The organism is Streptomyces sp. F63, assembly GCF_018070345.1.
Taxonomy (GTDB): Bacteria; Actinomycetota; Actinomycetes; order Streptomycetales; family Streptomycetaceae; genus Streptomyces.
In genome coordinates, this window is record NZ_JAGPXX010000007.1 from 218,131 (window position 1) to 232,872 (window position 14,742).

13 protein-coding genes are annotated in these 14,742 nt (G+C 75.9%); 6 read left to right on the top strand and 7 right to left on the bottom strand.

Translation table 11 applies throughout. From position 1 onward, the window contains the following. Positions 1-12: 12 nt before the first annotated feature. Positions 13-1,986 (top strand): ABC transporter ATP-binding protein, encoded by a 1,974-nt coding sequence (locus KBZ10_RS10790; protein WP_210987310.1) that lies wholly within the window; start codon positions 13-15, stop codon positions 1,984-1,986. Continuing rightward, positions 1,983-3,851, top strand: coding sequence for an ABC transporter ATP-binding protein (locus KBZ10_RS10795; RefSeq protein WP_307847333.1), 1,869 nt, complete (start codon positions 1,983-1,985; stop codon positions 3,849-3,851). The genes KBZ10_RS10790 and KBZ10_RS10795 overlap by 4 nt, the downstream gene beginning before the upstream one ends. Positions 3,852-3,964: 113 nt before the next feature. On the opposite strand, the gene KBZ10_RS10800 is transcribed toward KBZ10_RS10795, so the two are convergent. Beyond that, positions 3,965-4,597, bottom strand: coding sequence for a response regulator transcription factor (locus tag KBZ10_RS10800; RefSeq protein WP_210987311.1), 633 nt, complete (start codon positions 4,595-4,597; stop codon positions 3,965-3,967). Between the two features lie 166 nt (positions 4,598-4,763). Continuing rightward, on the bottom strand, positions 4,764-5,444 hold the full coding sequence (locus KBZ10_RS10805; protein ID WP_210987312.1) for a TetR family transcriptional regulator: 681 nt from the start codon (positions 5,442-5,444) through the stop codon (positions 4,764-4,766). Between the two features lie 359 nt (positions 5,445-5,803). Between KBZ10_RS10805 and KBZ10_RS10810 the strand changes: the two genes are divergently transcribed. The 3 genes from KBZ10_RS10810 to KBZ10_RS10820 all read left to right on the top strand — a co-directional run bounded on the left by KBZ10_RS10810 (position 5,804) and on the right by KBZ10_RS10820 (position 9,125). After that, complete coding sequence (locus tag KBZ10_RS10810; RefSeq protein WP_210987313.1) at positions 5,804-7,174, top strand: glycosyltransferase family 4 protein; 1,371 nt, start codon at positions 5,804-5,806, stop codon at positions 7,172-7,174. Between the two features lie 86 nt (positions 7,175-7,260). Continuing rightward, complete coding sequence (locus KBZ10_RS10815) at positions 7,261-8,043, top strand: class I SAM-dependent methyltransferase (RefSeq protein WP_210987314.1); 783 nt, start codon at positions 7,261-7,263, stop codon at positions 8,041-8,043. After that, positions 8,040-9,125 (top strand): prenyltransferase, encoded by a 1,086-nt coding sequence (locus KBZ10_RS10820; protein ID WP_210987315.1) that lies wholly within the window; start codon positions 8,040-8,042, stop codon positions 9,123-9,125. The genes KBZ10_RS10815 and KBZ10_RS10820 overlap by 4 nt, the downstream gene beginning before the upstream one ends. Positions 9,126-9,453: 328 nt before the next feature. Here KBZ10_RS10820 and KBZ10_RS10825 read toward each other — a convergent pair whose 3' ends face one another. The 4 genes from KBZ10_RS10825 to KBZ10_RS10840 all read right to left on the bottom strand — a co-directional run bounded on the left by KBZ10_RS10825 (position 9,454) and on the right by KBZ10_RS10840 (position 12,843). After that, on the bottom strand, positions 9,454-9,750 hold the full coding sequence (locus tag KBZ10_RS10825; protein WP_039818594.1) for a hypothetical protein: 297 nt from the start codon (positions 9,748-9,750) through the stop codon (positions 9,454-9,456). A gap of 335 nt (positions 9,751-10,085) precedes the next feature. Then, entirely contained in the window at positions 10,086-10,958 is an 873-nt protein-coding gene (locus KBZ10_RS10830; protein WP_210987316.1) for a hypothetical protein, read from the bottom strand. 233 nt (positions 10,959-11,191) lie between these two features. Continuing rightward, complete coding sequence (locus KBZ10_RS10835; protein WP_210987317.1) at positions 11,192-12,151, bottom strand: N-acetylmuramoyl-L-alanine amidase; 960 nt, start codon at positions 12,149-12,151, stop codon at positions 11,192-11,194. 23 nt (positions 12,152-12,174) lie between these two features. Beyond that, positions 12,175-12,843 carry a class I SAM-dependent methyltransferase gene (locus tag KBZ10_RS10840; RefSeq protein ID WP_210987318.1) on the bottom strand — a complete coding sequence of 223 codons (669 nt, stop codon included), beginning with the start codon at positions 12,841-12,843 and terminating at the stop codon, positions 12,175-12,177. A gap of 311 nt (positions 12,844-13,154) precedes the next feature. On the opposite strand from KBZ10_RS10840, the gene KBZ10_RS10845 reads away from it, so the two are divergent. Next, complete coding sequence (locus KBZ10_RS10845; protein WP_210987319.1) at positions 13,155-14,018, top strand: SDR family NAD(P)-dependent oxidoreductase; 864 nt, start codon at positions 13,155-13,157, stop codon at positions 14,016-14,018. Positions 14,019-14,215: 197 nt separating this feature from the next. Here the strand turns inward: KBZ10_RS10845 and KBZ10_RS10850 are convergent, their stop codons facing one another. Beyond that, a complete protein-coding gene (locus tag KBZ10_RS10850; protein WP_210987320.1) occupies positions 14,216-14,701 on the bottom strand; it encodes a hypothetical protein in 486 nt (161 codons plus the stop codon). Positions 14,702-14,742: the final 41 nt, after the last annotated feature.

Here is a 14,742-nt window from a genome sequence, read left to right on the forward strand (position 1 = left end):
AGACCGCAGCCCATGGCCACCGAGCCGGCCGGCACCGGCCCCTCTGCCGAAGCCCAAGACGCCCGGGACCGCTCCCCGGGCGCACGGGCCGCCGGCCCGGGCGGGGAAGCCCGCCGTGCGGAAGCGCGCGGCGCGCGAGCCCGCAACCGGCCCCGCACCGGCACGGCCCGGACCGCCGCTGCCCGCCGCGACGGCGGGGTCCGCACCCCTCCTTCCGCCGACGGCGCCGTTCCCGCCGCCCCGCCCCCCGGCGCCCGCCGGCTGCTGGCCGGCGCCGCGCGCCGCAGCACCGGCCGGGCCCTCCTGATCCTCCTCGCCACCACGGCCTCCGCCGCAGCGACCATCGCCCTGCCCGCCGTGCTCGGCCACACCCTCGACCTCCTCCTGGACCGGCGGGACGGCGCCCGGCCGTGGGTGGCGCTCTGCGGCGTCCTGCTCGCGGCCGAGGTGCTGCTCGACGCCCTCACCGCCCATGCCACCGGCGTCACCAACGCCCGTTCCACCGCCTGGCTGCGCAATCTCGGCACGGCCCACCTCCTCTCCGTCGGCCCGCGCCGCGCCGCCCGCTTCACCCCGGGCGACGTCGTGACCCGGCTGACGGGCAACGCCGCCGAGGCGGGCACGGTCCCCGCGACCGCGGCCGCCTCGGTGGCCTCGGTGCTCACCCCGGTCGGCGGCATCGTCGCCCTCGTCCTCGTCGACGCCTGGACCGCCGCGGTGTTCCTCGCCGGGGTGCCCGTTCTGCTGTTGCTGCTGCGCGTCTTCGTGCGCAGCTCCTCCGACAGCGTGACGCGCTACCAGCGCATCCAGGCAGATATCGCGGCTCGGCTGATGGAGGCACTCGGGGGCGCGCGGACCGTCGCGGCCGCCGGTACCGCCGGCCGCGAGCGGGACCGGGTGCTCGCACCCCTCCCCGACCTCGACGCCCAGGGACGCCGGATGTGGCAGGTCTACGGCCGCGCCGTCACCCAGGGCGGCATCCTCGTGCCGCTGCTGACGACCGCCGTCCTGGCCGTCGGCGGGGTGCGGCTGGCCGCCGGGCAGCTCAGCGTCGGAGACCTCCTGGCCGCCTCCCGCTACGCGGGCCTCGCCGCCGGGATCGGAGCCGTCGTCGGCCGGCTCAACGCCCTGGTGCGGGGCCGGGCGGCGGCCCGCCGCACCGCCGAACTGCTGTCCGCGCCGCGCATGCGCCACGGCACCCGCCGGCTGCCGCCCGGCGGGCCCGGCCGGCTCGAACTGCGCGGCGTCACGGTCGTCCGGGGCGGGACCCCGGTACTGGACGGCGTCGATCTCACCCTTCCGGGCGGTGTCACGGCCGCCGTCGTCGGGCGGTCCGGTGCCGGCAAGTCGGTCCTCGCGGCCGTGGCCGGGCGGCTGGAGGACCCGGACGACGGCGACGTCCTGCTGGACGGCGTACCGCTGCCCGAACTCGACCGGGCGGAGCTGCGCCGCGAGGTCGGCTACGCCTTCGAACGCCCCGCGCTGTTCGGCGGGACCGTGGGCGCGGCCATCGCCTTCGGCGCCGGCGAACCCCCGGAGGAGGCCGTGCGGGCCGCCGCCCGCACCGCGCGCGCGGACTCCTTCATCCGGCTGCTGCCCGCCGGGTACGGCACCCCCCTCGCCGACGCGCCGCTCTCCGGCGGCGAGCTCCAGCGCCTCGGCCTCGCCAGGGCGTTCGCCCACGCCGGCCGGCTGCTGGTGCTGGACGACGCCACCTCCAGCCTGGACAGCGTCACCGAACTGGAGGTGGGCCGCGCCCTGACCCGCGACGTGCGGGCCGGCACCCGCCTGCTCATCGCCCACCGGGTGTCCTCGGCGGCCCGTGCCGACCTGGTCGTCTGGCTGGAGAAGGGCCGCGTCCGCGCGGTGGGGCCGCACGAGGCCCTGTGGGAGCGCCCCGCGTACCGCGCGGTCTTCGCCGGCACGGCGGACCCGGCCGGCGCGCCGCTCTCCGGCGGCCCGCCCCGGACGGCGGGTGCGCCGTGACCCGGCCCGGGCCCGTGCCCGCGGAGGGCACCCCGCCGGAGCGGCGGGCCGGGCGGGGGGCGCTGCGGCGGATCCTGCCGCGGGCCCGCCGGTTCCTCGCGGCGCGGCTCCGTGTCCTGGCGGCGCTCGGCGGCTGGTCGCTGCTGGAGTCGGCGCACACCTTCCTCGGCGGCTACAGCGTGGCGCAGGCCCTGGACCGCGGCTTCCTCGCCGGGGACACCCGCACCGGCCTGCTCTGGCTGGCGGTGGCCGCCGCGGCCGTCGTCGTCGGAGGCTTCGCCAACCAGGGTGTGTTCTGCGGTCTGGCCGGTCTCGTCGAGCCCCTGCGCGACGGACTGCTGCGCCGGGTGGTGTCGGCCTCCCTGCACGAGGCGGTCGCCGACCCGGCGCGGGCCGACAGCGCGGTCGTCTCCCGGATCACCCACCAGACGGAGACCGCCCGGGACAGTTTCGCGGGGCTGGTGCTCGTCGCCCGCTCCTTCCTCTTCACCGCCGCCGGAGCCCTGCTCGGGCTGGCCTCCCTCGCCCCGCTGCTGCTGCTCGTCGTCGGGCCGCCGCTGCTGCTGGGCCTGGCACTGTTCCTCGGCACGCTGATCCCCATGGCCGCCCGGCAGCGCGACTACCTCCGCGCGGACGAGGCGCTCGCGGAGGAGTACGGGGCGGTCGCCGGGGGCGTGCGGGACGTCGTGGCCTGCGGCGCCGAGGACCGTACGGCGGCACGGGCCGCGCGGCTCGCCGACGCCGAGGTGGGCGCCGCGCGGTCGCTCGCCCGGTGGGCCGCGGCGCGCACCCTGTCGCTGGGCGTGGCCGGGCAACTGCCCGTCGCCCTGCTCGTCGTCGCCACGCCCTGGCTGCTCGACCGGGGTGTCACGGCCGGTGAACTGCTGGGGGCGCTGACCTATCTGACGCAGTCGCTGCTGCCCGCCCTGCACACCCTGATGACGGCCCTGGGCGCCGCGGGCACCCGGCTGCTGGTGATCCTGGACCGGCTCACCGGCGGCCACGGCGCACCCCGCGGCTCCGGAACCCCGGGTCCCGCGGCCCCGGCCGGCCCCGTGCCCGGCCGGACGGGAGGCCGGGCGGAGCCGGCCGGGGCCGTACCGGGCGATTCCGGGCTGCGGCCGGCCGGGGCCGTACCGGGCGCGCCGGCCGTCGAACTCCGCTCGGTCACCTTCGCCTACGGTGCCGGCGCGCACCCCGTGCTGCGCGATCTCGACCTCACCGTCACGGCCGGGGAGAGCCTGGCGGTGGTGGGGCCCAGCGGCATCGGGAAGTCCACCCTGACCGGCCTGGTCGCCGGGCTGCTGGTGCCGGACCGGGGCGAGGTCCGGGTGCTCGGCCGCCCTGCCCGGTCGTGGCCGGCCGGCGAGCCCGCGCGGCTGCGGGTCCTCATCCCCCAGCAGGCGTACGTCTTCACGGGCACCCTGCGGGAGAACCTGCTCTACCTCTGCCCGGAGGCGGCGGCGCCGGACGCGGTGACCGCCTCGGCGGAGGCGGTGGGCCTCACTCCGCTGGCGGACCGGCTCGGCGGCCTCGACGCGGTCGTCGACCCCGCCGTCCTGTCGCAGGGCGAGCGGCAGTTGATCGCCCTGGCCCGGGCGCACCTGTCGCCCGCCCCGGTGGTGCTGCTGGACGAGGCCACCTGCCATCTGGACCCGGTGGCGGAGGAGCGGGCGGAGCGCGCCTTCGCGGAACGTCCGGGCACGGTGATCACGGTCGCGCACCGGATCAGCTCGGCCCGCCGGGCCGACCGGGTCCTGGTGATGGACGGGGTCCACGCGGTCTGCGGCAGTCACGAGGAACTGCTGGACCGTTCCGGGCTGTACCGCGACCTCGTGGGGCACTGGCAGACCGTGCGGGTCTGACCGGTTCCGCGGCGGGACCGGCCACCGCCTCTGCCGCCCCCGCTCGTCTCGTCCCGCAGCGTGTCCGCGGTCCGCCGCCCGGCCTCGCGGCGGGGGCGGCGGACCGACAGGGCTCAGACCCAGCCGGCGCTCTGCGATATGCGCACGGCGTCGATGCGGTTTCTCGCGCCGGTCTTGCGGATCACCGAGGCCATGTAGTTGCGCACGGTCCCGTTGCACAGATGCAGACTCTTGGCGATCTCGGCGATGGGCGCCCCCTCCGCGGCCAGCGACAGCACGCTCAGTTCGCGGGCCGTCAGCGGCATCTCCGCCGCCTGCATGAAACCGAAAGCGAGCGATTCGTCAACGAACCGCTCGCCCTTGGACACCTTGCGGATGGCGTGCAGTAATCGCTGCGGAGTCGCGTTCTTGCTCACGTATCCGAGGGCGCTGGCGTCGAACGCGCGGCGGAGCGCACCGGGCCGTCCGGCGGTCACCAGGGCGAGCAGCGCGCTGCGGCGGCCGCGCCCCCCGGGCTCCGCGGCTGCCCCGGACTCTCCCTCCGCGGCTTCCAGCACGGTGGAGAGCGTGTCCGAGGCCGGGTTGTCGGCGTCCACCACGCAGACGTCCGGACGGGTGGCCCGCGCCTGCGCCGGGAACCTGTCCCAGGTCGCCGCCGTGACTTCCAAATCCTGTTCCCTCCCCAGCAATGCGGCCAGCGCCGACCGCAGAAGCCCGATGTCGTGCACCAGAAGTACCCGGATCACTTGCCCGTCCCCTCCAGACTCGTGTGCACCGGTGGTCTCCGATGTATCCGTCGGAACATCTGAACAGTTGAGTCGTCCAAAAGCGCGTTCCCACAACCGGCAAGAGGGAACGGCCAAAACGGCACCAGCCGTACCGACTTGCCCTACGCCCCGTGCTGTAGTCGAATCAGCGGGCGCGTTCCGGAGCTCTTCCGGGGTTTCGCGCGCCCCCCGCGTGCGCCTCCTCCGGGCCCGCCTCCCCCGGGGCTGTGAGGTCGATGAGCCGGCAGGCCGTCTCGATGTCGGTGCGCACCCTCTCCGTCGAGGACCGGCCGGCCAGCCAGGCCACGAGCGTCGCGTGCCAGGTGTGCTCGATGACGCGGACCGCCGAGAGCCGCTCGGGGCTCGGGGCGCCGGTCTGTCCCACGGCGTCCAGGATGATCGCGGTGGTCAGCCGGGACACGGCGGCCACCTCCTCGCTCACCGACCGGTCGGCGAAGGTCAGCGCCCGCACCATCGCGTCGGCCAGCAGCGGCTCGCGCCGCATCGCGCGGAAGGCGCGCAGCACCGTTTCGGCGACCCGTTCCGAGGGCGCCTCCGCGGTGAGCGGCCGTCTCGCCGGTGTCGCGTGGAGTCGCTGGAGCTGGTCCCGCAGCGTGGCCACCAGCAGGTGGATCTTGGACGGGAAGTAGCGGTAGAGAGTGCCGAGGGCGACCCCGGAGCTCTCCGCCACCTCGCGCATCTGCACGGCGTCGAAGCCGCCCCGGCTCGCGAGTTCGGCGCTCGCCCGCAGGATCGACCGGCGCCGAGCTTCCTGACGCCCCGTCAGGTGAGACGGTGAGGGCTGTGACGCTGTTTCCGTGGCCATATGTCCCGATCCATGACGTCTGAGGCGTACGCCGCCATCCGCGTGAACACCTCACCGTGCCCGAGTGCTCACAGCGGGCGCAAGCTCGGGCCATGAGTTGTGAGGTGCGGAAATGCCCGGCGGCGCGCCGACCGTGGTGCGAATCACCCGGCCCGGACCGGCGGTCCGTACTACCTGCCGGTAGATTCGGACACCTTCCCCATGGCGGACGACCACGCGGCCGGCACACGGACGGACGGGCGGACAGCCGGGCGGGTGGACGGACGGGCGGCCGGGCGGCCGCCAATTTTTGAAACTTGTTCTAAATCGGCGCGAGCCGCTACGCTCCGGCAGAACTGAAGTGAGAAGGGGCCCGAAGAGTGACCGCTGAGGCCGCACCGGCAGCCGCATCGAGCCCCTCCGCCGGGACCGCCGGCCCCCTCGCGGCCGACGGCGGACGCCCGCTCCGCATCGCCCTGCTCACCTACAAGGGCAACCCGTTCTGCGGCGGCCAGGGCGTCTACGTCCGGCACCTGTCCCGCGAACTCGCCGCACTCGGCCACACCGTCGAGGTCATCGGCTCCCAGCCCTACCCCGTCCTCGACGAGATCGCCGGCCCCGGCCGGGCCGGCCTCACCGAACTGCCCAGCCTCGACCTCTACCGGCAGCCCGACCCGTTCCGCACCCCGAGGCCCGGCGAGTACCGCGACTGGATCGACGCCCTCGAAGTGGCCACCATGTGGACCGGCGGCTTCCCCGAACCGCTCACCTTCAGCCTCCGCGCCCGCCGCCATCTCGCCGCCCGCCGGGGCGAGTTCGACGTCGTCCACGACAACCAGACCCTCGGCTACGGCCTGCTCGGCGGCCCCGCCCGGCTCGGCGCCCCGCTCGTCACCACCGTCCACCACCCCATCACGGTCGACCGCCGGCTCGACCTCGACGCCGCCACCGGCCTCTGGCGCCGCGCCTCCGTCCGCCGCTGGTACGGCTTCACGCGCATGCAGAAGCGCGTCGCCCGCCGGCTGCCGTCCGTGCTGACCGTCTCCGGCAGCTCCCGCGACGAGATCACCGAGCACCTCGGCGTGCCCGCGGACCGTGTCCACGTCGTCCACATCGGCGCCGACACCGACCTGTTCTCCCCCGACCCCGCCGTCCCCGAGATCCCCGGCCGGATCGTCACCACCTCCAGCGCCGACGTTCCCCTCAAGGGCCTGGTCCACCTCGTCGAGGCGCTCGCCAAGCTCCGCACCGAGCACCCCGGCGCGCATCTCGTCGTCGTCGGCAAGCGCGCCGAGGACGGACCCGTCGCCGCCGCCATCGAACGCTACGGCCTCACCGGCGCCGTCGAGTTCGTCAAGGGCATCAGCGACGCCGAACTCGCCGACCTCGTGCGCGGTGCCCAGATCGCCTGCGTGCCCTCCCTCTACGAGGGCTTCTCGCTGCCCGCCGCCGAGGCCATGGCCACCGGCACCCCGCTCGTCGCCACCACGGGCGGGGCCATCCCCGAGGTCGCGGGTGAGGACGGCGAGACCTGCCTGGCCGTACCGCCGGGCGACGCGGGCGCCCTCGCCGCCGCGCTCGGCCGGCTCCTCGACCCCCACGACGGCCCCGAGCTGCGCCGCCGCCTCGGCCGGGCGGGCCGGGAACGGGTGCTCTCCCGCTTCACCTGGGCCCGCGCCGCCCGCGGCACCGTCGAGCACTACCGGCGGGCCGTGGAGCGGCAGGGCGCCGGCGCCGCCCTCCCACCCTGAGCCGCCGCCCCCACCGCCCCCTCCACCGGCCGTCCGCGCGGCTGGCCGGACCGGACGCACCCCCGACCGAAAGAGGCAGACCCCGAGTGCTGACCGTCGACTTTTCCCGGTTCCCGCTGGCCGCGGGCGACCGCGTGCTCGATCTGGGCTGCGGCGCGGGCCGGCACGCCTTCGAGTGCTACCGGCGCGGCGCGCACGTCGTGGCGCTCGACCGCAACGCCGAGGAGATCCAGGAGGTCGCCACCTGGTTCGCCGCCATGAAGGAGGCGGGCGAGGCCCCGGCCGGCGCCACCGCCACCGCCATGGAGGGCGACGCGCTGGCCCTGCCCTTCCCCGACGACAGCTTCGACGTCGTCATCATCTCCGAGGTGATGGAGCACATCCCCGACGACAAGGGCGTGCTTGCGGAGATGGTCCGCGTCCTGCGGCCCGGCGGCCGGATCGCCGTGACCGTGCCCCGCTACGGGCCGGAGAAGGTCTGCTGGGCGCTCTCCGACGCGTACCACGAGGTCGAGGGCGGTCACATCCGCATCTACCGCGCCGAGGAACTGCTCCGCAGGATCCGCGAGGCCGGACTGCGCCCGTACGGCAGCCACCACGCGCACGGGCTGCACTCGCCCTACTGGTGGCTGAAGTGCGCCTTCGGCGTCGACAACGACAAGGCGCTGCCCGTCCGCGCGTACCACAAGCTGCTGGTCTGGGACATCATGAAGAAACCCCTGCTCACCCGGGTCGCCGAACGCGCGCTCGACCCGCTGATCGGCAAGAGCTTCGTCGTCTACGCCACCAAGCCGCAGCTCCCGCCGGCCGGCTCCGGTGACCCGGCCGGCGGCGGGACCACCACCGCGACCGGCGAGGGCCGGGCGTGACCAGCCCCGGCCGCACCGAACGCCTGGTCCTGCCCGGGGTCCTCACCGCCGAGCAGGCCGCCGCCACCGTGGCCGGCATCCTCGCCCACCAGCGCGAGGACGGCGCCATCCCGTGGTTCCGCGGCCACCACCTCGACCCCTGGGACCACGTCGAGGCCGCCATGGCCCTGGACGCCGCCGGCGAGCACGAGCACGCCGAGGCCGCCTACCGCTGGCTGGCCGAACACCAGTTGCCGGACGGCTCCTGGTACGCGGCCTACGCCGACGGCGACCCGGCGGCGCCCACCGACCGCGGCCGGGAGAGCAACTTCGTCGCCTATGTCGCCGTGGGTGTCTGGCACCACTACCTCTCCACCGGCGACGACACCTTCCTCGACCGGATGTGGCCCACCGTCTACGCCGCCGTCGAGTTCGTCCTCGCCCTCCAGCAGCCCGGCGGGCAGATCGGCTGGAAGCGCGAGGCCCCGGAACGGGACGGCGCCGCGGGCCGGGCCGTCACCGACGCCCTGCTCACCGGCTGCTCCTCCATCCACCAGGCGCTGCGCTGCGCCCTCGCCATCGCCGAGCACCGCGAGGACCCGCAGCCCGACTGGGAACTGGCGACCGGACTGCTGCGCCACGCCATCCGGCACCACCCGGAACGCTTCCTGGACAAGTCCCGCTACTCCATGGACTGGTACTACCCCGTTCTCGGCGGGGCGCTGACCGGCACCGCCGCCAAGGAGCGCATCGAGGAGGGCTGGGACGCCTTCGTGGTCCCCGGCCTCGGGGTGCGCTGCGTGCTGCCGAACCCGTGGGTCACCGGCGGGGAGAGCGCCGAACTGGCGCTCGCCCTGTGGGCCATGGGGGAGTCGGACCGGGCCGTGGACATCCTCCGCTGGATCGGCCACCTCCGGGACGGCGACGGGATGTACTGGACGGGCTACGTCTTCGAGGACGGCGCCTTCTGGCCGGAGGAGCAGACGACCTGGACGGCCGGCTCGGTGCTGCTGGCCGTGGCCGCCCTCGGGGGCGACGAGGCCACGACGGCCGTCTTCGGCGGCGAACGGCTGCCGGCAGGGCTGGAACCGGACTGCTGCTGAGACGGAGGCGCGGCCGGCCGCAGCCGTTGGCCGGGCCGCTGCCGTGGCCGGCCGCTGCCGGAGCCGGGGCCGGCTCCGGGTCCGGAGTGCGGGGTGCGGGCCCCGCCGGGCGGAGCGGCCGCCGGCCCTGGCATCCGGCCGGGGACCCCGGTCGCGGCGGGGTCCCCCGGCCGGACGGCGGAGGGGCGCGGGGCCTGCGGGGGCGCGGGGCCTGCGCCGACGGGGGGCCTGCACCGGGCGGGGGCGTGCCGTATCCCGGCTGTCCCGTGCCCGGCCTACCGTGCCCGGCTGCTGTGGGCGGGGGATCGGACCCCGCCGTCCGGCGGGGTCAGGCCCCGCGCGGCATGCGGGCCGCCAGGGCGTGCCCGATGGCGAGGTACACCACGGCCGGCAGGCCGTAGTTCAGCACCACGCGCAGCCAGTCGAGTTCCATGGTGAACAGGTCGCGGGACCACCCGGCCAGCCAGTGGGCCGCGTTCTGCACGAAGTTCACCAGGTCGTTCGCCCGGTTCGCGTCGAGCAGATACATGATGATCCACAGGACCAGGATTCCCGCGGCCACATCAGCCACCAGCCGGATCGCCGCGGCCGCGGTACTGCCGCCTGAACGTCGGTAAGGGCTCATGCAGGGGCGTGTTGCCCCGTTCATGCCACGGAAACCCCGGGGCCCGCGGGACCGTACGGAGCGGCCGGAACCGTCAAGTCCGGTACTGGACGGGTGGGTCCACCGGGGCTGCCGGGTCCACCGGGGCGGCCGGGTCCGCGGGAGGGGCGCCGGATCCACCCGGCCCGTGATGTCCGTACGGGGGCGCGGGACATCCGTGAACGGCCGCGGCCCCCGCCCTCCCGGACGTCCCGGTGACGGGACGGAACAGGGGAGCGGGGGCCGGGGAAAACCACCGGGGCCCGGCACGGTGCGGCACGAGGCGGTGCCGCCGTGCAGGGCCGGGCGGCGCCGGATCAGCCGCGCTGGATGCCGGAGGTGTCCTGCAGGACACCCCGCCGGCCGTCCTGGGTCTGCGCGACGAGCGCCTGGCCGCGCTGCTCGACCGCCAGGTACCAGGTGCCCGGCGCCAGTTCGGCGATCGGCGTCGGCGAGCCGTCCTCCGCGTACAGCGGGCGGGCCACCGGCACCGCGAACCAGAACGGGGAGAACTCGCCGCCACCGTGCGGCGGCTGGCCGCCCTGCGGACCGGGCGCCGGGGCGCCGGCCTGCGGCTGGCCGCCGTACGACGGCTGCTGCCCGCCGGGGCCGGGCTGTCCCGCCGGACCCGGGTAGCCGTAGCCCTGGGGCTGCTGCTGGCCGCCCGGGTAGCCGTAGCCGCCCTGGCCCGGTGCGCCCGGTCCGGCCCCGTACGGGGTGGGCGCCTGCGGCTTCGGGGCGCCCAGCAGGGACGCCCGCAGGGCGGGCACCCGGCTCGGCAGCAGGGCGCCGGCGGCCAGGGCGAGCGCGCCGAGCAGAGCCAGGATCGCGCCGAGGCCGACGCTCACGCCGTCCGGCGTCACGATGAGACCCCAGACGGAGTTCCAGGCGGCGGCCAGCGCCAGCCCGGTGCCCCACTCACCCAGGGACAGCCCGAGGACCTTGCGGCCCTCCGGCTGGAAACGGCCCGCGATCAGCAGACCGGTCGCGATCAGGCCGAGCAGGAAGACGGCCGGCAGGACCAGCAGGAGCGTCTCGATGTCCCACGCGTTGGGGAGCTCCTTCTTGGCCTGGTCGCAGAACTCGCCTTCGCAGTCCACGGAGTAGTAGTTCAGAAACGAGGCGATGAACAGCAACACCGCTGCTCCGATCACCACGCCGTCGCCTCGAGTGAGGGAGCGGATGTTCACGTAAGGTCCTTCGTCGTCTCGTGAGTGTGGTCGCTGCCGCCGGTACGCGGGTGGCCTGGCGCGGGGGTGGCCCCCATCGTACGGACGGACAAACCGCCCTGTGGTGCGGGGTGTGACAGCGGGTCACCATGGCGTCCGCTTCCGCTGCTTTCCCCCGTTTCCTCCCCCGTCTCCCCGTCCGGCCCGGTCCTCCCCTTCTGCAGGGCGGCCGGGGAGGCCTCGGGCGGTGCCGTTCACGTCCTCAGGAAGGACTCCACGCCGTCCGCGATCCCCCGTGCCGCGCGGCCGCGCCAGCGTGCGCTGGTGAACTGCCCGGCGTCGCGCGCGTTCCGCATGTTGCCGCACTCGACGAACACCTTGGGGACCGTGGAGAGGTTGAGCCCGCCGAGGTCGGAGCGTACATCCAAGCCGGTGCCGCCGCCGAGGTAATCCGCAGGCCCGAAACCCGTCTCCCGGGCGTAGGCGCGCGCGACGCGCTCGCCCAGCTCGCGGGAGGGCCCGGTGATCGCGGTGGTGTCCGCCCGTCCTTCCCGGACCCGGCCCGGGAGGATCACGTGGAAGCCCCGGGCGGCGGCGGGGGCGCCGTCGGCGTGGACCGAGACGACGGCGTCGGCGTGGGCCTCGTTGCCGATCTCGGCCCGCTCGTCGATACAGGGGCCGTACGGACGGTCGCCGTCCTGGGTCAGCACCACCCGGGCACCGCGCTGTTCGAGCAGGGTGCGGACCCTGCGGGCCACATCGAGGGTGAACTCGGCCTCCGCGTAACCGGAGTCGGTCGCCGTGCCGGTGGTGTCGCACTCCTTGCGGTGGGTGCCGATGTCGACGGTACGGGCGATCTCGCGCGTGTGCTCACGGTTGCCGGGGTTGTGCCCCGGGTCGAGGACGACCACCTTGCCGGCCAGCGATCCCTCCCGGTCGCCGCCCCCGCCGCCGGAGCCGCCGGCCCCCGGGGACGTCGGCACCCCCGGGACGGGCTTCCCCGGCGGCGCCGGGGAGACCCCGCCGTGCGGCCGTCCCCCGGGGGCACCGCCGTCCGCCGCCGCGGCGCCCCGGCGACCGCCGTCGTCCGGACCGCCGGACACCGGCTGCCAGACCAGCCAGCCGGCCACCCCGGCGGGCACCAGCACGCACAGCCCGATCAGCGCACGGCGGCGGGCCCGGCGGGGCCGTGCGGAAGTGTTGCCGTTCGACACGCCGGCGATGCTATCGGCGGGAGTCAGCCCTCCGCGCCGGTACGGCGCAGCACGTGCAGGGAGCGGGTGACGGACACCTCGGCGAAGCCGCCGGACTCCAGGGCGCGGCGGTAGATCCGGTACGGGGCCTGGCCGCCGTCCGCCGGGTCGGCGAAGACGTCGTGGATGAGGAGCAGCCCACCGGGCGCCAGGTGCGGCGTCCAGCCCTCGTAGTCGGCGGTCGCGTGCTCGTCGGTGTGGCCCCCGTCGATGAAGACCAGGCCCAGCGACCGGCCCCAGACCCGTGCCACCTGCGGGGAGCGGCCGACGACCGCGACGACGTGGTCCTCCAGCCCGGCGGCGTGCAGGGTGCGGCGGAAGACGGGAAGGGTGTCCATCCGGCCCACGTCCGGGTCCACGAGGGTGGCGTCGTGGTATTCCCAGCCGGGCTGCTGCTCCTCCGAGCCGCGGTGGTGGTCCACGGTGACGGCGACCGTGCCGGCGTCCCGGGCGGCGGCGGCCAGCAGGATCGTCGATCGGCCGCAGTAGGTGCCGACCTCCAGCAGCGGCAGCCCGAGCCCGGCCGCCTCCACGGCGGCCGCGTACAGGGCGAGCCCTTCGTCGGCGGGCATGAAGCCCTTCGCCGCCTCGAAGGCCGCCAGGATCTCCGGGGCGGGCCGGGCGGTCGTCGCCTGCTGAAGCTGGGGGGCCATGGCTGTCCTCACTGTTCTGCGGTGCTGTCCGGCGGGGCCGTCCGTGCGGCGGTCGGCGGTACGGGCCCGCGCGGCCCGGGCCGCCGCCCCGGGGCGGGGCAACTGCTCCGGCGCCCGCGGCGGCGAAGCCGGCGGAGAACCTCATGCTGCCCGATGACCTGCGCGGGGAGGCGGGCGGGGGCGGCGTACGGGGGGGCCGGGGACGGCCGCTCGTAGGGTGGTCTCCGCTCCGGCCGGTCCGGCGCGGGCCTCCGAGGCGGCGCCGGCAGCCGCGAGCTGTCAGGAAACCAGTTGTGAGGAAGTGATACGCCATGGTTGCCGCCGACCCGCCGTCCGCGAACCCCGGTGCCGTGGAGGCTGCGTCCGGCCCGAGCCCCGGGGCGGTGTCCGGCGCCCCGGCCGCCGTACCGCCGTTCCCGTCGCGAGGGCGGCGAGTGCTGGTGACGGGTGCCTCGCGCGGGCTGGGGCGGGCGCTCGCCCGGGCGTTCGCGGCCAACGGCGACCGCGTCGCGGTGCACTACGGGACGCGGCGCACGGAGGCGGAGCGGACCCTCGCCGCCCTCGACGGCGACGGCCACGCCCTGCTGGGCGCCGACCTCGCCGATTCCGGCGCGGCGGCCGGGCTGGCCGACGCCGCCCGTGAGGCGCTGGGCGGCCTGGACGTCCTCGTCAACAACGCGGCCGTCAACACCCCCCACCCACCCGACTCCACCGGTTTCGCCGCCTGGGCGGAGGCGTGGCGCCGCCATGTGGACGTCAATCTGCTCGCCACCGCCCACGTCTCCCACAGCGCCGCGCGGTGGATGATCGAGCAGGGAACGGGCGGGCGGATCGTCAACATCGGCTCCCGGGGCGCCTTCCGCGGCGAACCCGACCATCCGGCGTACGGGGCGACGAAGGCCGCGGTGCACGCGCTCGGCCAGTCCCTGGCGGTCGCCCTCGCGCCGTACGGCATCGCGGTCGCCTCGGTGGCGCCGGGCTTCATCCGCACGGAACGGGTCGCGCACCGGCTGACGGGCCCGGAGGGCGAGGCGATCCGGACGCAGAGCCCGTACGGCCGCGTCGCGGACCCGGACGAGATCGCGGCGGCGGTCCGCTGGCTCGCCTCCCCGGAGGCGGAGTGGAGCTCGGGCACGGTACTGGACCTCAACGGGGCCTCTTACCTGCGGACTTGAGGAACGCGGCCGCGTCAACGGCGGACCTCCCGCCCGGCGCCCGGCGCCCGGCTCTGCGCCGCCGTGCCGCCGTGCCGCCGTGAGCGGATCGCACCGGCTTTCCGGGGCCGGGGACCAGTCGTTCCGGCTCACGCGGGGACGCCGGGGAGGAAGCGGGCCGCGGGCCGGGCCGCCGGACGGAACGCGGAGCCCGGTGATCAGCCCTCTCGCCGCCGGACCGATCCGGGCAGCGACCGCACGAACCGGACGTACCCGGCCAGACCGAGCGATCCGCGCACCATGGCGTCGGCCCACACGGGCACGATGCCGTTCCCGGCGTCCCACCCCAGGCCCCGGAGGAGGAGCCAGCTCAGCACGCCGGCCGCGGCGAGCGCGCTTCCGTACCTTGCCGGCGCCGTGCGGTTTCCGCCCGGCCGGGCTCCCAGAAGCCCGGCCGGGATCTGCACCAGCACGTGGAACATCGCGCAGGCCGCCGGCACGGCGAAGAGCAGGATGAAGGGGGAATCCGCGGTGGGATCGCCCGGCGGCGTCGTGTCCGCGGCGTCCAGCATCCAGAACGGCGGCACCAGGAACGTGAGCAGGAGGAGGACTCCGCTCAGATGCATCGCGCCGAGGTGCCGCAGCGCGGGATGTGCGGGGCCCGTGTTCCGTTGCCCGGCCGCCGGGCCGCTGGTTCTCTCCACCGTGTCTCTCCCCGCCGTGGCGCGTTCGCGGGTCATGGTGA